The 19,210-nt window shown below is 63.8% G+C and carries 12 protein-coding genes; 6 read left to right on the top strand and 6 right to left on the bottom strand.

All coding sequences use genetic code 11. The annotated features are described in order from the left end of the window. Positions 1 to 13 precede the first annotated feature (13 nt). A complete protein-coding gene (locus ACFC3J_RS00360) occupies positions 14 to 1,702 on the bottom strand; it encodes an FAD-binding protein (RefSeq protein WP_375194224.1) in 1,689 nt (562 codons plus the stop codon). A 179-nt stretch (positions 1,703 to 1,881) separates the two neighbouring features. On the opposite strand from ACFC3J_RS00360, the gene ACFC3J_RS00355 reads away from it, so the two are divergent. Further along, entirely contained in the window at positions 1,882 to 2,643 is a 762-nt protein-coding gene (locus tag ACFC3J_RS00355; RefSeq protein WP_375194223.1) for an SDR family NAD(P)-dependent oxidoreductase, read from the top strand. Between the two features lie 25 nt (positions 2,644 to 2,668). Beyond that, entirely contained in the window at positions 2,669 to 3,382 is a 714-nt protein-coding gene (locus ACFC3J_RS00350) for an EthD domain-containing protein (RefSeq protein WP_375194222.1), read from the top strand. Positions 3,383 to 3,449: 67 nt separating this feature from the next. Here ACFC3J_RS00350 and ACFC3J_RS00345 read toward each other — a convergent pair whose 3' ends face one another. Continuing rightward, positions 3,450 to 4,793 carry an ectonucleotide pyrophosphatase/phosphodiesterase gene (locus tag ACFC3J_RS00345; protein ID WP_375194221.1) on the bottom strand — a complete coding sequence of 448 codons (1,344 nt, stop codon included), beginning with the start codon at positions 4,791 to 4,793 and terminating at the stop codon, positions 3,450 to 3,452. A gap of 3 nt (positions 4,794 to 4,796) precedes the next feature. After that, positions 4,797 to 7,106: a TonB-dependent receptor gene (locus ACFC3J_RS00340; protein WP_375194220.1), complete on the bottom strand. Its 2,310-nt coding sequence runs from the start codon at positions 7,104 to 7,106 to the stop codon at positions 4,797 to 4,799. A gap of 375 nt (positions 7,107 to 7,481) precedes the next feature. Here ACFC3J_RS00340 and ACFC3J_RS00335 point away from each other — a divergent pair, with 375 nt between their 5' ends. The 4 genes from ACFC3J_RS00335 to ACFC3J_RS00320 are packed head-to-tail and all read left to right on the top strand — an operon-like array spanning position 7,482 to position 14,990. After that, positions 7,482 to 9,149 (top strand): glycoside hydrolase family 43 protein, encoded by a 1,668-nt coding sequence (locus tag ACFC3J_RS00335; RefSeq protein WP_375194219.1) that lies wholly within the window; start codon positions 7,482 to 7,484, stop codon positions 9,147 to 9,149. A gap of 17 nt (positions 9,150 to 9,166) precedes the next feature. Next, a complete protein-coding gene (locus ACFC3J_RS00330; protein WP_375194218.1) occupies positions 9,167 to 10,741 on the top strand; it encodes a glycoside hydrolase 43 family protein in 1,575 nt (524 codons plus the stop codon). Continuing rightward, positions 10,738 to 13,083, top strand: a complete 2,346-nt coding sequence (locus tag ACFC3J_RS00325; RefSeq protein WP_375194217.1) for a glycoside hydrolase N-terminal domain-containing protein — start codon at positions 10,738 to 10,740, stop codon at positions 13,081 to 13,083. The genes ACFC3J_RS00330 and ACFC3J_RS00325 overlap by 4 nt, the downstream gene beginning before the upstream one ends. Continuing rightward, a complete protein-coding gene (locus tag ACFC3J_RS00320; protein WP_375194216.1) occupies positions 13,080 to 14,990 on the top strand; it encodes an NPCBM/NEW2 domain-containing protein in 1,911 nt (636 codons plus the stop codon). Before ACFC3J_RS00325 ends, ACFC3J_RS00320 begins: the two co-directional genes overlap by 4 nt. Positions 14,991 to 15,002: 12 nt before the next feature. On the opposite strand, the gene ACFC3J_RS00315 is transcribed toward ACFC3J_RS00320, so the two are convergent. From ACFC3J_RS00315 to ACFC3J_RS00305, 3 genes are all read right to left on the bottom strand, one after another. Then, positions 15,003 to 16,967 (bottom strand): sialate O-acetylesterase, encoded by a 1,965-nt coding sequence (locus tag ACFC3J_RS00315; protein WP_375194215.1) that lies wholly within the window; start codon positions 16,965 to 16,967, stop codon positions 15,003 to 15,005. Positions 16,968 to 17,079: 112 nt separating this feature from the next. Next, on the bottom strand, positions 17,080 to 18,111 hold the full coding sequence (locus tag ACFC3J_RS00310; protein WP_375194214.1) for an alpha/beta hydrolase: 1,032 nt from the start codon (positions 18,109 to 18,111) through the stop codon (positions 17,080 to 17,082). A gap of 83 nt (positions 18,112 to 18,194) precedes the next feature. Next, positions 18,195 to 19,208, bottom strand: coding sequence for a cupin-like domain-containing protein (locus tag ACFC3J_RS00305; protein WP_375194213.1), 1,014 nt, complete (start codon positions 19,206 to 19,208; stop codon positions 18,195 to 18,197). Positions 19,209 to 19,210: the final 2 nt, after the last annotated feature.

Genomic DNA, 19,210 nt, shown 5'->3' with positions numbered 1-19,210 from the left:
GCCGGGCGATGCGTTACCTGTTGCCGCCCGTCATGTGCCGCGCCGCGACATAGCCGAAGGTCATGGCCGGTCCGATCGTGACGCCCGCGCCGGGATAGCTTTCCCCCATGGCCGAGGCTGCATTGTTGCCCACCGCATAAAGGCCGGGGATGGCATTGCCCGCATCGTCCACTACCTGCGCCTGCGCATTCGTCAGCAGGCCGCCATTGGTGCCGATATCGCCCGGATAAATGGGCATCGCATAATATGGCCCCTGATCCAGCGGCCGCAGGCACGGATTGGGACCATGGCGGAAGTCGCCATACATCTTGTCATAGGCCGCCTCGCCCCGGTGAAACTCAGGGTCCTCGCCCTTCACCGCATGGGTGTTGAAACGGGCGACCGTGGCCGACAACGCCGCCGGATCGATGCCGATCTTCGCGGCCAGTTCCTCGATCGACCGCCCCTGCTTCAGGATCGATCGCACCGCCCGGTTGTGCAGGAAGGTCGGCATCAACGGATAGAGCGGTCCCATCGGGAACTGATGGCGATAGCGGTGGTCGAAGATCATCCAGCTGGGGGAGGCATCGCCTTGCTCCGCCTGCCGCCGCGCCATCTGCTGCCCGACGATATGATAGGAGGCCGCCTCGTTCAGATAGCGCTGTCCCGACTGGTTCACCATGATGCAACCCGGCAACGCCCGCTCAACCGTGCAGAGCCGTCCGCGGTCCTCGCCGGGCACATGGAAGACCGGCGCCGCCCATGCCGACTGCATGTTCAGAGTATCCGCGCCTATGGCTTCGCCTGCGCGGATGCTGTCGCCGGTGTTACTGGTGACGCCGCCCGAATATTGAGCGGTGGGATAGAGCGGCGCATTGCCGTCGCGCATCGCCTGATTCTTGTCATAACCACCCGCGGCCAGCACCACGCCCTTGCGCACGCCGATGCGATAGGGCTTGCCGTCCTTTTCCACGACCGCGCCCGTCACCTTGCCGTTTTCGCGCACCAGTTCCTTGAGCGGCGTTTCCAGCCACAGCGGCACGCCCTGCTTGTTGAGCGCCATGCGCAGTCCGCCCGTCAGCGCATTGCCCAGCGTCAGCCGCCGGTCCTTGCGCGACGTCAGGCGGAATGGCAGGTCGAGCCAATATTTGCTCATGTTGACGATCAGATTTCTGATCCACCCCTTGGACCGGTAGAGCAACTCATACGTCTCGCTGAAATGCCAGTTCAGATAGCCGAACAGGCTTGCGGCCGGAGAGGCGAAGCGCAGCTTGCGGATGTCGGCGCCCAGAGGCTTGCCGTCGAGCGGCAGCGGCAGGTGCGTGCGGAATCCCTGCGCCGATCCGCCGGGATTTTCGGCATGATAGTCGGGATAGGGAAAGGCCATATATTGCACCGGCGTATGCGCCATGACCCAGCGCAGCATCGGCGCGGCATTATCGACATAGGCGCGGATATTGGCGTCCGGCACATTGTCCGCAGACAGCGCCCGCAAATAGGTGAAGGCGTCGTCCAGATTATCGTCGAACCCCGCCGCCTTTGCCGGATCGCTGCCCGGAATCCAGATGCCGCCGCCCGACGTGGCGGAGGTCCCGCCCCACAGATCCGCCTTTTCGACGATCAGCACATCGGCCCGGTTGTGGGCGCCCACCAGCGCCGACAGCAGCCCGCCCGCGCCAGATCCCACCACGAGGATGTCGACTTCCTTGTCCCAGTTGCTCATGCCCGTCCGCTTCTTGAAATCCACTGTTCTGCTGCGGGCCGAAGGCAGGCAGGCTGCATCCGCACCCTTGCCGCTCCCCTCCCGACATATTCACGCAGATTGTGGCCTTACTTGCCATAATGTCAACTTGCTGCGTAGTATGGTGTCAAATATTCTACGATGAATCCAAAGGAGAGGTCATGTCCGCCTTGAAAGGCAAAGTCGCTTTGATAACCGGAGCGGGGCAAGGGATCGGCCAGGGCATCGCCCTCGCCATGGCGAGCGAGGGGGTCGACCTGCTGCTTGCCGGCCGCACCCTTGAAAAGGTCGAGGAAACCGCCCGTCTGGCGAAGGAACGCGGCGTGCGCGCCATTCCCGTCAGCTGCAACGTGAAGGCCGCGGATGATCTCGCCAGTGCGGTCGAGACGGCCGCGCGCGAACTGGGCGGCGTGGACATATTGGTCAACAACGCGCAGGAAGTGCCGCTGGGCCTGATCGACGACGTCGCCGACGAAGCCTTCACTGCCGGATTCGAATCTGGACCGCTCGCCTCCTTCCGTCTGATGAAGCTGGTCCATCCCCTGATGGCAAAGCGGGGCGGCGGCACCATATTTAACTTCGCCTCCTCGGCCGGCATCCGGTGGGACATGGCGACCTATGGCTGCTATGGCGCGATCAAGCAGGCGACCCGCGCCCTGACCCGCGCCGCGGCGTCGGAATGGGGCAGGGAGAATATCCGCGTCCTCACCATCGCTCCGCATGCAGAATCGCCCGGTCTTAAATGGTGGATCGAGAATAATCCGGAAGAAGCGGAAGCTTTTTTCCGGACTATTCCGCTCGGCCGCATCGGCAGGCTGGAGGAAGATATCGGCCGCGCCATCGTCGCCCTGTGCGGATCGGACCTGAACTATCTGACTGGCGCAACCATCCCGCTTGACGGCGGGCAGGCCAATTTCGACTGACGCGACAGGGCTGGAGAGAGACTGAATGGAAAAGCTGATCTGTGCCCTCTGGGCACCCGAAGGCGAGAGCCGTGCCGACTATGCCGCTCGCCTGATTGCAAAACTGCCTGCGGCGCTGAAGGCGGCCGGCGCCAGCGGCATCCGCCTCAACGTCCGCGACGCGACTGTCGAACCCGCCGCCGCACTGGTCCAGCAATGGCAGGAGAGACAACAGGATGCGGTGGTGCAATTCTGGCTGCCGTCGGCGAACGCCATCTTCCGCGGCCCGGTGGACGATGCACTGGCCGCAATGAGTGACCGCTTCGAAGCCTGGCTGGTTGCCGAATCCACGATCATTCCGAACCGCGATCATCCACCGCAGACCGGGCAGCGGACGTGGGGCTGGAGCCAGGCCAGCTTCATTTCCTTCCGGCCCGACATGAGCTGGCACGACGCGGTCGCGCACTGGCACCGGCACCACAGCCGCGTCGCGATCGATACCCAGTCCAACTTCGAATATGTGCAGAACATCATCGTTCGTCCGTTGACGGACGAGGCGCCGGCCTATGGCGCTTTCGTCGAGGAATGTTTTCCACTGGAAGCGATGACCGATCCCCGGGTCTTCTTCGACGCGGTCGACGATGACGCCAAATTCGCGCGCAACACGAAGGAAATGGCCGACAGCTGCGCCGGTTTCATCGACTTTTCGCGGATCGACATCATCCCGACCAGCCAGTTCGACTTCCGCAATCTCGATTGAAGCAACGCGGCTCCCACGGCATTGCACCGTCAGCATGCGCGTGGGGGACGGGCATCGTTTTGAAGAATCAGGGGCGCCAACTGACCGCCTTCTGCTCCGCATCGGTGAGCTGGAACCCCATAATTTCCGCCAGGGTCGAGGGGACGGCGCGCATGTCGATCTGTCCCCACCTTCGCCCTTTTGCGACACCCTCTCCCAGCAGCATGAAGGTCGACATGAGTTCAGGATCGCCCGGAAAATAGCCGTGCATGGCTTTGAGCGACGTCTCACTGACGGTGGGCGCGTTCGCGCCGCGGAAGCTGTCGGTGACGAAACCTCGTGCAAGATCGAGGTAGAAAGTGGCAGCCGGATTGCCTCCCATGTCCATGACAACCTGACGATCAGCGATGCGCGCAACGCCATTGGCCGGGTCTCCGGCCAATCGGTCCAGCACTGCCTTCACGCGGGCGATCAGGGCGTCATCCTTCGGTCTGGCGAGCATGATGGCGGCCGATCCGCCCGAAATCCATGGCATCGCCTGCCAGGAAGCGATCTGGCCGTCCTTGTTCAGGACGATCAATCCATCGTCGATAAAGGGACGGAAGAGGTTGAGCGCATGATGCACGGCGTCGAACCCGTGATCGCTCACCAGCGCGATCACTGCGTCTGGGTGCGCCTCCAGTTCGGCGGCGATCAGCCGGCCCACAATGGCATCGATCCTTTCCAGCACTGCCTTCGCTTCCACGCTGCCAACGCCTTTGAGGTGCTGTTCATGGTCGAGTGCGGTCAGATACACGGTCAGAAAATCGGGCAGATGCGCCGCGATCAGCGCCGCTGCGAAACGACCGCGATTTTCGTCGCCCGAGAGGCTTTCGTCGATCCCCGCGGCATAGGACTCGCCGGTCGCCTCCTCCAGCTCCGCCTTGAGGCCGGGGGTCGCCAGCGCATCGAGCAACTTGACATCATCCGCATGGCCCGTGCGCCAGATCTGCGGCAGGTTCCAGGTCACGCCCTTCGCCGCGACGCTGACCGGCCAGTGGACATTGCCGGTGGTAAGGCCCGCCTTGGCCGCCGCTTCCCAGAGCGTCGGCACCCGGATGTCGGACGCATACCAGGTCCAGCCCCCTTGATTGATCTGCATCGGATCGAAGCTGTTATTGGCAACGATTCCGTGCCGGGCAGGCGAGACGCCGGTAATCAGCGTCGTGTGGCTGGGATAGGTGAGCGTCGGCAGAACGCCCGTTACCCCCGTCGCATAGGCGCCTTCCCGCAGAAAGCGGCGCAGGTTCGGAATGGCAAGGCCGCGCTTCTCCGCTTCCAGCACGTCGTTGGGACGAAGCCCGTCGATCGAGATCATCAACACCGGTTTGGCCGACGCTACCGCCGGAACGGCGGCGGCGATCAGACTGAGGAGAAGCGCGGCACCCTTCATGGATCAGAAGCCCGCCTTCAACGTGGCGAAGAATTGCGCCGGCGCGCCGACCAGCAGCGTCTGCGCATCGCCACTATTGCCAAAGCCGCCCGACCCGATCGTGCCGACATAGCGTTTGTCGAGCAGGTTTGTCGCGTTCAACTGCAATTCGAGCCTTTCATTGAAATGATAGCCGATGGTCGCGTCGACGATTGCACGCCCCGGCACCCACTGGTCGTTGGTGTAGGTGTAATAGCGGCGTGACATGTAATTGACGCCGATCCGGCCGAAAGCGCCCTCACGCTCATAGCTGATTTCGCCGCGCGCAATATGCCTGGGGCTGTCAACCACGGTCCTGCCCTTGATTGCCGTGATCGCGCCGCCGCTGTCCGCCACGTCGTCGCGATAGGTGGAGTCGGTATGACTGTAGGAGCCATAGAGGCTGAAGCCCCCACCCAGCGTCAGCGTGCCGGCGGCCTCCACACCGGCGGCGCGGACGTTGCCGACATTCTGCAGGGCGGATGCGAAGCCCTGGATCGGGCTGCCCACCTGAACGCTGAGCAGGCGGTTGCGGAAATTGACCAGATACGCGCCGATGACGCCGTTGAAGAAGCCGTTATGGAATCGCAGGCCCAGTTCATAGGTGTCCGACGCTTCGGGTTTCAGGCTGCCCTTGATGGCGTCGAAACCCAGCTGACTGGTCGAGAAGGGACCAACAGTCGTTGCGGCCTGAAACGCACGGGTCGCCTGAGTGAAACCGCCGAAGAGTTCGGCCTGCGGCGTGAGTTCCACCGCGAAGCCGGCATGGGGCTGGAACCAGTCCTCCGCCTTGATACGGCCTTCGGGAAAAGTCGACTGGACGACGGCCTCGGCCTGGTTTGTGACCTTGAATCCCTTCCAGCCGAGATTGATCGTCACCATGCCCAGATCGATCCTGTCCTCGACATAATATTGGATCGTATCGGTGGTGAAATCGAATTCCCACTGGGTAGCGAAGGGATTTTTGGGATAGTCGCGGAAGCTCAGGCCCGGCTCGGTGCGGCTGGCGAAGGCGTAGAAGCGGCGAGCCTGGTTGAACTGGTTATTCTCATACCAGCCCCCGACAGTGACATTCTGGATGCCCAGCGTAAAGTCGACACTGCCGAAGGCGCCGATCCGGTCCATTTCATATTCGGTGGTCCGCACCGACATGGGCACGCCGTTGGGACTGGCAGTGTAGGGCGTCGCCCAAAGGCCCATGCCCTTGTTATGATGATAATAGCCGTTTAGTTTGAAGCTGGCATGTTCGCCCAGCGGAGAGGAGACGCCGATCGCCCCCAACCAGTCCTTGCGCAGCCCGGCCGCGTCATAATAGGCATCGTCGGCGCTGGTGACGTTGCCGGGATAGACCTGCCCCCCGGACACCAGTGCGCCGCTATAGTCATAGCGCCCGTCGGGGAAAGGCGATCCGCCGCTGTTGCTGATCCGATCGACGTCGTTCAGGCGGTTCGCATAATCTATCGCGCGGGCATAGTCGGGATAGCTGTTATCCCAGTCCCAACCGAGACGACTGATCATCGCCATCGACATGTCCTGATAATCCTGCTCGCGCCTGTCGGAATAGCTGAGCCAGCCATCGACTGTCAGGTCACCTGCCGGAATCACGACTTTCGCATTGCCCATATGCTGGTCCTGCGTGCCGTCGCCCTTGAACTTGTCGGTCGATCCATAGCCGTAGGAAACGTAGCCCCTGACGCCGTCGCGACTGCCCAGCGCCAGCCGGGCGAAGGCCCGCCATGTTTCGTTACTGCCATAAGTGAGGTTGCCCTGACCGGCGAGCGCACCGCCGGACAGATAATTGGCCGGATCGGCAGAGAAGGTCTCCACGGTGCCGCCCAGCGCGTTTGTCGCCTGCGTGCCGATCGATCCTGCGCCCTGCGACACTCGCACGCTGCCGATATTTTCCGAGCTGATCGCGCGGGTGATGTGCAGGCCGTTATGATTGCCATAGCTCATGTCGCCAAGCGGAATGCCGTCGAAGGTAAAGCCCAGCCGTTCCTGGCTGAAGCCGCGAATGGTGACGCGCTGCGACCATTCATAATTGCCGAACGGATCGGCGCTCTGAAAATTGACGCTGGGGAGTTTCTCTATGGCCTTGAGCGGATTGGTGCCGGGCGTCAGCGTTACGATGTCCTGCGACTGGATTTCCTGAACCTGCCGCGTTTCGCCGCGGCCAAAAACGACGATATCGGCGCCTTCTGCAGCCGCAGCGTCGGCAGGAAGAACATTCTGCGCCAAGGCTGGCGAAGTTATGAAGGCCGTCGACGCCATCAGGAAAGCGGCAGTGATGCGCATGGTAGCAAGTCCCCCTGTCTGAATATGGATGGGGGCGCCCTAGCGGCAGGATGTTGCAACACGATGCCAATATGGTGACGGGCGGAAGGCTTTGTTTTGACGGTAATGATACATGAGCGGCAGACCCGTCCGGCCTGTCTACCTCAGGATCAACCCGTTTGAGCGCTCCCTCACCGCAAGCGCAGGTGAAATTATTTTGTGGGAGTTATTGACGCCTCATTCCGATCATATACGATCCGACCCGACAAAGCGAAAAGGGGGTTGATGGGGCGGAAGAGGCGAAGGCCAGGCTGCTGCCTCCACCGCTCGACATCGAGAGATGTTAGCGCTATCACGTAGCAGCTGCAATAGAAATGGCAGCGCCAGGAGAGATGAATGAAGCACCGGACATCGATTTTTCCCATCCTGTCACTTGCCCTTACCTCCGTCACTGCTCCTGCTACAGCTGCGGGCGCGCCAGCGCGCTTCGAGCGCTTTACCTATGACGGACAGGCGATGGAGAAAGTCATCGTCAAAGCGGGCGAATATCTCAATCCCATTTTATCGGGCTATTATCCCGATCCTTCGGTGACCAGAGTGGGCGAAGACTATTATCTCGTCAATTCCTCCTTCGCCCATTTCCCTGGCCTGCCAGTCTTCAAGTCGAAAGATCTCGTCAACTGGATCCAGATCGGTAATGCCATCGATCGGCCGGAACAGCTCGACTTTACGGGGCGTCGCATGTCGCAGGCTGTATTCGCACCGGACATCAGCTATCATGACGGCACCTTCTACATCACCAACACCTGCGTCGAATGTGGCGGCAATTTCGTCATTACCGCGAAAGACCCTGCCGGCCCCTGGTCGAACCCGATCTGGCTGCCGTTCGAGGGGATCGACCCCTCCATCTATTGGGAAGGGGACAAGGCCTATATCGTCAACAACCGCGCCCCTGATGAGCCGCCCCGTTATGATGGCCACCGCGCCATCTGGATTCAGGAATATGACTGGCGCGCGGGCAGGATGGTCGGCGAAAGCACGCCACTCATCAACGGCGGCGTGGACATCGGCAAGAAGCCGGTCTGGATTGAAGGGCCGCATATCTTCCGCAAGGACGGTTATTATTATCTGACAGCGGCCGAAGGTGGCACCAGCGTCAACCATTCGCAGGTCGTGTTCCGTTCAAAGGCTCTGCGCGGCCCCTATATCCCGTTCGAGGGCAATCCCATTCTCACCCAGCGCGACCTCGATCCCGCGCGGCCTGACCTGATCGGATCGGCCGGCCATGCGGAACTTGTTCAGACACAGAATGGCGACTGGTGGGCGACCTTCCTCGCGGTGCGTCCCTATGCGGGGGACCTCTACAATATCGGGCGGGAAACCTTCCTGCTGCCGGTCACGTGGAAGGACGGATGGCCGATCATCCTGCCCAGGGGGCAAGCGATTCCTCACGCCCTGAAGGCTCCCCGCCTGCCGGGCGGCGTCCGGCCAGCCCTGCCGACCAGCGGCGACTTCTCCTACCGGGAGGAGTTTGATGGCAAGAGCCTGCCAATGCAGTGGATCGGCATCCGCACGCCGCGTCGGCCCTTCTACCGGCTGTCGGGCGGGGCGCTGGAACTGGACAGCGGCGCCCCCCTGGGGGATCTGAACGGCGTTCCCGCCTTCATCGGGCGGCGGCAGCAGCATGCCAACGCCACCATCTCCACCACGCTGCGCTATACGCCGATGCGTGACGGTGATCGCGCGGGACTCGCCGCGGTGCAGAGTGACCGAAGCAACCTCTTCTTCGGCCTGACGCAGATTGCTGGCAAGCCGATGGTCGCGCTCTATACCCGCGATGCGGCGGACACCGATACGCTTGTGGCATCCGCGCCGGTAGCGACAAGCCGCCCCCTTACCCTCACCATCCGCGCCACGGGCGGCACGATGGCGTTCGACTATGACATCGACGGCAAGGTGCAGACGCTGAAGGCCGGGGTGAACGCCACCCTGCTCAGCACCGAAAAGGCGGGAGGCTTCGTGGGAACGGTCATCGGCCCCTATCACTACACGCCTGCTTCCTGAAACGGTCGGGGATGACGATGCATCGTTCGTTCGCACTTCGCACCGGGCTTGCCATGGCGGCCCTTGCCCTTGCCTCCACCCTGTCCTCGCAGGTCTGGCGATCCGATCAGGGCGACGGCACCTACCGCAATCCTGTGCTGTTCGCCGACTATCCCGATCCCGACATCATCCGCGTGGGGCAGGACTTCTACTTCGTCAGCACGACCTTCACCAATGCGCCCGGCATCACCATTCTCCATTCGAAGGATCTGGTGAACTGGCAAATAGCCAGCCATGTCGCCGACCGGCTGGACGGCGATCCGCGCTATGACCTGAAGGACGGCGGCGATTATCGCCACGGCTTCTATGCGGCCAGCCTGCGCCGGCATCAGGGCCTCTTCTACCTCGCCGTCACGCCGGTCGGGCACAAGACCCGCATCTATCGCTCCGCCCGGATCGAGGGGCCGTGGACCTACAAGGAACTGGACCGCGAAGCCTTCGATCCGGCGCTGTTCATCGACGGCGACGGCACCGCCTATCTCGGCACCTCCATCGGCACCAACGGCACGTTGACGCTGCTCACCCTGAACGAGGATCTGAGCGCCGTCACCGCTGCGAAAGTCGCCTATTACAACAAGGGGGCGGAGGGATCGAAGATCATCCGTCACAATGGCTGGTATTATCTGTTCAACGCCATTCCGTCGAAACTGGCGATGACCATATCCCGCTCCCGCAGTCTTTGGGGACCATGGGAAACCCGCCCCTCGATCGACGACAGGACCGGCGGCCATCAGGGCGCGATCGTCGATCTGCCCGACGGAAGCTGGTACGGCTTCGTCATGGTCGACGCGGGCGCGATCGGGCGCATGACCAATATCAGCCCGATCCACTGGAAGGACGGATGGCCGATCTGGGGCACGCCCGATGCGCCGGACCGCGTACCCGACCGCGCCGCCAAGCCGATCGCGGGCCACCCTTTCGCCGAACCGCCGTCTTCAGACGATTTTTCATCTCCCAAACTGGGCCTGCAATGGCAGTGGAACCATAATCCCGATGACAGCCGTTGGTCGCTGACGCAGCGTCCGGGCTATATGCGGATGCACGCGACACAGGCGGATGGCATCTGGACCGCGCGCAACACACTGACGCAAAAAGCGCAGGGGCCGCGCGCCCGCGCCGTGGCGAAGATCGACACGGGCGGGATAAGACCCGGAGATATATGCGGCGTCGGCAGCTTCGGCAAATATAACGCACAATTGTCGGTCGTCGGCGGCGCGAAGGGCACCCGCTCGCTGCGGATGCAACTTACCGAATCCACCACGCAGGGGCCTCGCACGCAGGTTCGCATTCCTTCCCTCCCGATCGCGGGACGCACGCTCTGGCTGCGCACCGACATGGATTTCGAGAGGAAGGAGGGCCGCGTCGCCTATAGTTCCGACAATCGCCGCTGGACCGAGGTGGGCGGCCCCTTCCCCCTCGCCTTCGACTGGCGTACAGGCACCTTTCAGGGACAGCAGTTCGCCATTTCCTGCTACAATTCGCAACCGGGCGGCGGCTATCTCGACATTGACAGCTTTACCCTTTCCGCCCTTCCGGCAGCGGCGCGTCCATGAGCGTCAGCCGTCGTGAAGCCGCGGTGGGCATCGCAGCCGGGACGCTGGCGCTCGCCGTGACGCCCGCTCGCAGCGCGGGCAAAACCGCAACACCTGCCGGGCCGCTCAGCCTCTGGTATCGCAAGCCTGCCGGCCAGTGGACCGAGGCGCTACCGGTCGGCAACGGCCGCCTTGGTGCGATGGTCTTCGGCGGGACAGCGCAGGAACGGCTGCAACTGAATGAAAGCACGCTTTGGGCGGGCCAGCCTTATGATCCCGTCAACCCGCAGGCTAAGGCGATGCTGCCAAAGGTCCGCGCGTTGATCTTCGAGGGCAGGATCGAAGAAGCCGAGGCCCTCGCCAACCGAACACTGATGGCGCAGCCGCTGGCGCAGATGCCCTATCAGACGCTGGGCGACCTGATACTCGACTTTCCGGGACTGGACGCTATCGATGGCTATCAGCGCGAACTCGATCTCGACAGCGCATTGGCTGCGACCCGTTTCACGGCCGGCGGCGTCAACCATTTGCGTCAGGTGGTCGCCTCGCCCGCCGACCGGCTCATCGCGATACGCCTCTCCACCACCGGCCGGGGCAAGCTCGACGTCGACATTGCCCTGCGCTCACCCCAGCAAGAAGTGCAGGTCATGGCGGACGGACCGGCAGGCCTGCTGATGACCGGCCGCAACGGCATGTCCAGGGGAGTAGAAGGCCATCTCCGCTTCGCCGCGCGTCTGGACGCGACGGTCGAGGGAGGCCGCGTCGCCCATGCCGCCGACGGCCGCCTCCGGATAAGAGGGGCCACCGCGGCAACACTGCTCATCGCCATGGCGACGAGCTACAGGCGGTTCGACAACGTCAGCGGTGATCCCATTGCCGACACGGCCGCGGTCCTTGCCGGGGCGAACGGACGCTCCTTCGCCGCGATCGCCGCCGATACCGCCGCCGCGCACCGGCGGCTGTTCCGTCGCGTCTCGCTCGACCTCGGCAACACGGCTGCCGCCGCTATGCCCACCGACGAGCGCATCGCCGCCTCCCAGAGCAGCGACGACCCCGCGCTTGCCGCTCTCTATTTCCAATATGGCCGCTATCTGCTGATTGCCTCTTCGCGTCCCGGCGGCCAGCCCGCCAATCTTCAGGGACTCTGGAATGACAGTCTGAACCCGCCCTGGGGTTCCAAATATACGATCAACATCAATACGCAGATGAACTACTGGCCCGCCGAGCCGGCAAATCTTGCCGAATGCGTGACGCCGCTGGTCGAGATGGTGCGCGAACTTGCCATCAGCGGAGCGCGGACGGCGAAGACCATGTATGGCGCACGCGGCTGGGTCGCGCACCACAATACCGATCTGTGGCGCGCCACCGCGCCGATCGACGGGGCGCAGTTCGGCCTCTGGCCCACGGGCGGCGCATGGCTGTGCACCCATTTATGGGACCATTATGATTACGGCCGCGACCGCGCCTATCTCGCGTCCATCTACCCGCTGATGGCCGGCGCGGCGCGTTTCTTCCTCGACACGCTGCAACGCGATCCGACCACAGGCTTCCTCGTCACCAATCCGTCGATGAGTCCGGAAAATCCGCATGGCCATGGCGGCACGATCTGCGCCGGTCCGACGATGGACATGGCCATATTGCGCGACCTGTTCGACCGAACGGTGGAGGCCGCGACAATTCTGCGCACCGACGCGGTCCTGATCGCGGAAATGCGCGCCGCCCGCGATCGGCTTGCGCCCTACAGGATCGGGCGGCAGGGTCAGCTTCAGGAATGGCAGCAGGATTGGGACACCGACGCGCCGGAACAGAATCACCGGCACGTATCGCACCTTTACGGCCTTCACCCCTCGCATCAGATCACGCCCGACGGCACGCCCGATCTTGCCGCCGCCGCGCGCAAGACGCTCGAAATTCGCGGGGACCGCGCAACCGGCTGGGCAACCGCATGGCGCATCAATCTGTGGGCGCGGCTACGCGAGGGGGACCATGCCCATGCCATATTGCGCTTCCTGCTGGGGCCGGAACGCACTTACCCCAATATGTTCGACGCGCATCCGCCCTTCCAGATCGACGGCAATTTCGGCGGGGCCGCGGGGATCGTCGAGATGCTGATGGCAAGCCGGGGCGACCTTGTCGACCTGCTGCCCGCCCTGCCGCGCGCATGGCCGGACGGTCACGTCACCGGCCTGCGGTCACGGGGGCGCTGCACCATCGACCTGTGGTGGCGGGGCGGCCGGCTCGACCGCGCCATATTGCGTCCCGAACTGAACGGGCAAAGGACCGTCCGAGTTGGCGAGCGTCGCCTTGCCCTCACTCTCAGGGCCGGCGTGCCCGTCACCTTGACTGAGAAAGATTTTGCATGACCTTTCACCGCCTGCTCCCTCGCCTATCGCTTTCTTTGGCCATGCTGTGCGCTGGCACCGCCCTGTCCGCGCAGACGACCGATCCCCTCGCGCCGACCGGGCGGTGGACCGCCTATCAGGGCGGCCGGGCGGAACTGCCGCCCATGGGCTGGAACAGCTGGAACGCCTTTTTCACCGAGATCGACGAGGAAAAGCTGCTGGGATCAGCGCAACGCATTCTGGACAGCGGACTCGCGCGAAAGGGCTATCGCTACATCAATATCGACGACGGCTGGTGGATCAAGCGCCGCACCAGCGACGACCGGCTGATGATCCGTTCGGACAAGTTCCCCTCGTCGCTGACGGTCAAGGGCGATCCCTCCTTCCGTCCGCTGACCGACAAACTGCACGCCATGGGCTTCAAGGCGGGCATCTATTCCGACCTTGGCCGCAACATCTGCTCGCAGGCCTATTCCACGGGAGAGGCGCAACTGCCGGAAGGCACGGTGGCGGAGCGGGAGGTCGGCCTTTACGGCCACATCGATCAGGACATCCGCCTCTTCTTTGCGGATTGGGGGTTCGACGCGATCAAGGTCGACGGCTGCGGCATCCGGGCCTTCGCCGCCGATGCCGAGCGGGTGCGCAACGGCCAATATCGCGCCCTTACGCCGCTCATCGATCAGGCGTCCACCAACCGATCCGACATCCCCGCGGTCAAGGCGCTGTTTGCGGACATCAACCGCTCGCTCGCCCGCTATAATCCGGACGGCGACTATCTGCTCTCGCTCTGCATATGGGGCAGCGCCAATGTCCGGGCCTGGGGCAAGGATGTCGGCAACATCTCACGCACCAGCGACGATATTTCACCCAGCTGGAGCCGGATGCTGACCAATTATGACAGCGCGGCGCGACGGGCGCTCTACGGTCATCCCGGTTCCTGGAACGATCCGGACATGCTGTTCATCGGCGCCGGAGACTTTGACGAACGGCATCTGACGGAGGCGCGATCCCATTTCGCACTCTGGGCCATGATGAATGCGCCGCTGCTGATCGGCGCGGACCTGCGCAAGACGCCTCAGGCGCTGATCGACATTTTCGGCAATGCCGGCCTGATCGCGCTCAATCAGGACGCGGCAGGCAATCAGGCGGTCGTCGCCTTCGATAGCGACAGTCTCCAGATCCTCGTCAAGACGCTGGCCAATGGGGACAAGGCGGTGGCCCTCTTCAACCGTGGCATGGCGCCGGTGGACGCGGTGCTGACCGCCGATCATCTCAAATTCCGCGCCGACCGCACCATTGCCCTGTCCGACCTCTGGACCGGCGCCCGGAGCAGCTTTGCCGGGGAAATGAAACTGCGGGTCGAACCGCGCCAGACCCTCGTCTTCCGCGCATCGGGCGAACATGCGCTGGCAGATGGCCTCTATCTGTCGGAGCAGCCCGGCAGCGTCAATCCGGCAGTCGACGGCGTCGTCCAGCCGGAACCCGATCCCACCATCTACCGCTCCATTCCCGGCTGGCGCAGCACCCGCGGCATGGGGGAGCGGCCGATCTATGCGGGCTGGGGCGGGGCGATGGCAGACGCCACCCCCTATAACCAGCCGCTCACGATTGCGGGTAAGCCCTTCGCCTCGGGCATCGGCGTCCTCGCCAACTCGCGGCTGGAAGTGCGCAACAGGGATTTCACCCGCTTCACCGCCCAGGTGGGGGTGGACGACAGCGCGGGTGATGGCGGTCAGCCGGTCCGCTTCTTCCTTTATGGCAACGGCAGGCCATTGGCGAGCACCCCGCCAATGCGCCGCGGCATGGCCGCCCAAACATTGTCCGCCGATGTGAAGGGGATGACGATCCTCGAACTGGTCGCCCGCGCCGACGGCGTCACGGGCAATGCGGTGCCCGTGACCTGGGGGGATGCAGCGCTGCGCCGCTGATCCCCTTTCCCGTCAGCGTGCCGCAGTCACCGGGATTTCGAAGGAACCGACCGGCAACGGCGCTTCGTCATACAGGTTTATGACGGGCGACTCCGCCCAGGCGTAACGGATGCGCGTCACCGGCCGCCCATCGCCCGCCAACAGGACGCGCGCCCCCTCCACCCGGCCGGGCACGAAACGGCAGCTGCCCGACGCCGCGCCGCAAAGTTCAAAGCCGATGGCCTGCGCGGCGCTGCGCGTGTGCAGGCTGCCGGTGAGGCCGGTAAACTCGACCGCGACCCCGCCGTCCGCCATCGCAACCACCCGTTCCGCCTGCGGCCCGGTGCGCGAAACAGTCTCGCCATAGGCGACTGCGCGCATCGCCCGCGCCAACCGGCGCCCGACCTCCTGCTTCTCGCCCGGATGGATGTCGAACGGATCGCCCAGATCGATCGCCGTCGCCAGCCCGCCATGCGCATCCTGCGCCATCGACCGATATTGCTCATGACGCATCGCCGCCCAGCCGCTTTCCCCCGGCTGCGTCACCGGCGCGCCATAAGCGGCGAGCTGGACCGCGACAAAGGCAAGATCGGGCGCTCCGAACTGCCGCCGCCAGTCCGCCATCATCGCCTTCATGCGGTCGGCATAGCCGGGCAGATCGACATCCGATTCCCCCTGATACCATGCGACGCCTTTCAGCCCGATCGGCCCCAGCGGGGCGATCATGCCGTTGTAGAGCGTGCCCGACCCGGTGGTATCGCCCCATGGCACGCGTGGCGCGCCGGCCGGCGATCGGGCGGCCACCGCATAGCGCCATCCGTCGCCCAGCGGCAGTTCCCCGCCCTGCGCCAGCCGCAGTTCCATGACGTCGGCGGGACCGGATAGTCCGCCATTGGCATAATTGTCCTGCACATTGACGATCAGCACGTTGCGCCCCGCCTTCAGCACGCCGGGCGGCACGTCGAATATGCTCGGCTGCCAGCTTCGCGCGCTCATCGCCACCGGCCTGCCGTTGATCCACACCCGCCCGACATCGTCGAGCAGCCCCAGGGAAAGCGTCGCCGCCTCCTTCGCCTGCGCCGCCGTCAGATCGATCTCACGCCGATACCAGACCATGCCGTTGTAATTTGCCAGCGCGGGCACGCCCCATTCTTCCCAGGGACCGATGCGCGGCACATCCTGCCAGGCAACAGCGCTGTCCGGTTGCCATGGTTCCTTGCCGGCCGCCTCTCCCGTCTCCGTGCGCCACCATTTCTCCCACTGGGCGCTCGCGGCGCGTTCCGCCGCAAAAGGATCGCGCCCGTGGAGCGATACCAAAGCCGACTGCGCCGTCTGCCCGACTGCGGCCTGTGCCCGTGAGCCCATCCACGGACTGATCCGCGATCCGCCCCAACTGCTGGCGATGGCGCCAATCGGCACCCCGGCAGTCTTGCGCAATTCGCGCGCCATATAATAGCAGGCGGCGGAAAAATCGGCGACGCTCTCCGGCCCGGCGCGCCGCCAGGCCGGCGCCTGGCGGAAGTCGCGCAACGGATCGTCCGCGACCGCGCGGGGCACCAGCATCAGCCGAAGCTGACCGTCGGCGGATGCACGGATCTGGCCCACGGCATCCTGCGCGTTGCGCACTTCCAGCTCCATGTTGGACTGGCCGGAACAAAGAAACACATCGCCTACCGCCACATCCTGCGCGGTGACGCTGCCGGACGGTGCGCGCGCCGCCAGCGCCACCGGCCCCGCAGCGCTGATCGGGCCGAACTGCGCTTCAAATCGGCCGTCCCTGCCGGCGCGGACCTGACGGACCTCGCTTGCCAGCCTGACCTCGACCATTTCAGCGGGATCTGCCCTGCCCGTCACCGTCACGGGATGACCGCGCTGGATCACCGCATGGTCGCCGAACAGCGGATCGAAGCGCGGCGACGCCGACGCCGGTACTGCGCCCAGCACGACATGGCTGACGGTCAAGCCAAAGATGCAGAAGACAGGATTACGGGGAAACATGGGATCGTTCACTCCTCCTGGTCGCCGGGTCCTGTGTCGGGCCTGCGGCGCATGGATCATCGGTTTTCACCGGCGCCAGCCGGCTCAGCTATCGCTATCAACAGGCCGGCGACTATCTTGCCGATCCGAAGTCGAGATGGCTGGAGAAGAAGGGCATCAGCTCATCCTGAAACCGCCATGCGACCCGGCTGGTATGGTCGCCATCATAGATTTCGAAGCTGTTGGCGATGCCATAACGGTCGAGTGCTTCATGCAGGGTCCGCGCGTCATCCTTCAACCCGTCCCTGTCGCCAACGTCGATCGCAATCGCCTTATAGCGGCGCAGATTACCGATATATTGATCGACAAAGGCCAAGGGCGCATTGGCGGCCCACCGGGCGAGAACCTGCGGCTGCACCGCCCCGCCCTTGACCGGCAGATCGAGAAAAAGGGGCGGATTTTGCGGATTGGGCGACCAGGCGGCTGCCGCGGCAAGCTGCGCCCGCAGGAAGAAGGGTAGAGCGGCCGAATCCGCGGGAGTCTTCACCGCCTCCAACGCCGTCACCGCCGACCCATCCATCTGTCCCGGCCCCCGCGCCGACAGGCAACAGGGACTCATCATATACAGCGCGCCGAACATGTCGGCATGTTTCATGCCGATGCGGCTGGTACCATATCCCCCCATGCTGTGTCCCGCCAGTCCGCGGCTCTCGCGCCGCGCAATCGTGCGGTAGTGACCGTCGATATAGTGGATGAGATCGCGTGCGATGAAGGTCTCGAAGTCCCCGGTGGTCACTGAACTGGAATACATCGACCCGTTATGGACCGTTTTCGAATCGGGCAGGACCAGAATCATCTCTCTCGCACCCTTGGCAAAGGCATTCTGCACAGTCGTCGGGATATGAATTTCTTTCGCCCATTGCTCTGCCCCGATCGAATAGCCGTGGAGAGCATAGACGACAGGATAGCGCCGGCGCGGCTCGCGACCATAGCTCGGCGGCAGCACCACCAGAACATCGCGGTCAGCCACTTCCCCTTCCAGATTGCCTTCGATCGTCGGCGCGTGAACCCTTATCCTCTCGATCGTCACAACCTTCGCGCCGGCCACCGCCTTCGGCGCGTCCGTCGCCACTTGTGCCGATACGGACGCAGGGCACAATGCCATGAACACTCCAGACATTGCCGCCATGATGATGTTTCTCTTCACCTCATCCCCTCTTCATTTGTTGATCTGTCCTGCCGTCATGCTCAGCCGCCGCGCAGCAGCCGCATGACCAATGTCCTGATACGGCCATAATTACCGTCTCGCAGCGGCCCGAGCACGCCATGCCGTTCCTCCGGCAGATGCGCCAGCGGATGGCCGTTCGGGCGGAAAACATAATGGTCGAAATAGGCGCGCCAGGCGGCGCGTTCCGCTTCCGGCCGCTCGGCTACGGCAATCATCGCCAGCAGCATCGCAGTGTAAGGCGAGTCGGGACCCGCCGCAAAGCCGTCCCACCAATAGTTCACGAGAATGTTGACGGGATCGAGCGCCTCGACCTGATGCCACCAGAGCTTGGGCAGGTAGAGCGCGTCTCCCGGCTCAAGATCAACGACGATCGCGCTGGCCTGTGCCGCCGCAAAGCGGGGATAGGCCTCGTCACCGGACGCGCCAGCCGCCATTGAAACAGGCTGGCCGGAAAGCGTATGGTCGATCGGCCCTATGTAAAGATCGCCTATCGCGGCGGGCGGATAAAGGGTGAAACGCCGCCGCCCTGCGACCACACAGGCAAGATTGTCATAGCTGTCATAATGGCAGGCCACCGTTGATCGATTGCCCGCCCACAATCGCGGACGCACGTCAGCGCCCAGCAGAGCGCAGGGATTTTCCTCCGCAAACCCCGGAAAATAGGCGTCTACGGGCAATGAACCCAGATAGACGGTTTCATTCCCGCGTCCCGAATTGCCGGCAATCCGGTCCAGCGCGTGAGCTGTGCTTGCCGTCTCCCGCATGAAGTTGAAGCCGCCAGCCTCTTCGCCATAATGATAACGGCCGCCCAGTTCCGCCCCGCCGGCAAAATATTCGGCGCTTAGACCCGCGTCGAACCGGGCGATGTAGGCAAGCGCTTCAGTCCCACCTCGCTTGCCCGCTGCCACGGCTGGCCAGGTGCTGAACCGCCCCCGTATGACCGCAGGGCGGCAGGTCCTGGCGAACCGGCGCAGGTCGTCCGCATCCGCGATCTCCAGCGCCGCCAATTCCTCCAGCCTGTCGGTGCTCGCCATGG

Source organism: Sphingobium sp., from assembly GCF_041987595.1.
GTDB lineage: Bacteria > Pseudomonadota > Alphaproteobacteria > Sphingomonadales > Sphingomonadaceae > Sphingobium.
Note: the sequence above shows the minus strand (reverse complement) of the source record. Positions and strands in the feature narration are given on the sequence as shown.

Coding starts and splice junctions, on each gene's coding strand:
- ACFC3J_RS00360 (WP_375194224.1), bottom strand. CDS start 1,702: ATGAGCAACTGGGACAAGGAAGTCGACATCCTCGTGGTGGGATCTGGC.
- ACFC3J_RS00355 (WP_375194223.1), top strand. CDS start 1,882: ATGTCCGCCTTGAAAGGCAAAGTCGCTTTGATAACCGGAGCGGGGCAA.
- ACFC3J_RS00350 (WP_375194222.1), top strand. CDS start 2,669: ATGGAAAAGCTGATCTGTGCCCTCTGGGCACCCGAAGGCGAGAGCCGT.
- ACFC3J_RS00345 (WP_375194221.1), bottom strand. CDS start 4,793: ATGAAGGGTGCCGCGCTTCTCCTCAGTCTGATCGCCGCCGCCGTTCCG.
- ACFC3J_RS00340 (WP_375194220.1), bottom strand. CDS start 7,106: ATGCGCATCACTGCCGCTTTCCTGATGGCGTCGACGGCCTTCATAACT.
- ACFC3J_RS00335 (WP_375194219.1), top strand. CDS start 7,482: ATGAAGCACCGGACATCGATTTTTCCCATCCTGTCACTTGCCCTTACC.
- ACFC3J_RS00330 (WP_375194218.1), top strand. CDS start 9,167: ATGCATCGTTCGTTCGCACTTCGCACCGGGCTTGCCATGGCGGCCCTT.
- ACFC3J_RS00325 (WP_375194217.1), top strand. CDS start 10,738: ATGAGCGTCAGCCGTCGTGAAGCCGCGGTGGGCATCGCAGCCGGGACG.
- ACFC3J_RS00320 (WP_375194216.1), top strand. CDS start 13,080: ATGACCTTTCACCGCCTGCTCCCTCGCCTATCGCTTTCTTTGGCCATG.
- ACFC3J_RS00315 (WP_375194215.1), bottom strand. CDS start 16,967: ATGTTTCCCCGTAATCCTGTCTTCTGCATCTTTGGCTTGACCGTCAGC.
- ACFC3J_RS00310 (WP_375194214.1), bottom strand. CDS start 18,111: ATGGCATTGTGCCCTGCGTCCGTATCGGCACAAGTGGCGACGGACGCG.
- ACFC3J_RS00305 (WP_375194213.1), bottom strand. CDS start 19,208: ATGGCGAGCACCGACAGGCTGGAGGAATTGGCGGCGCTGGAGATCGCG.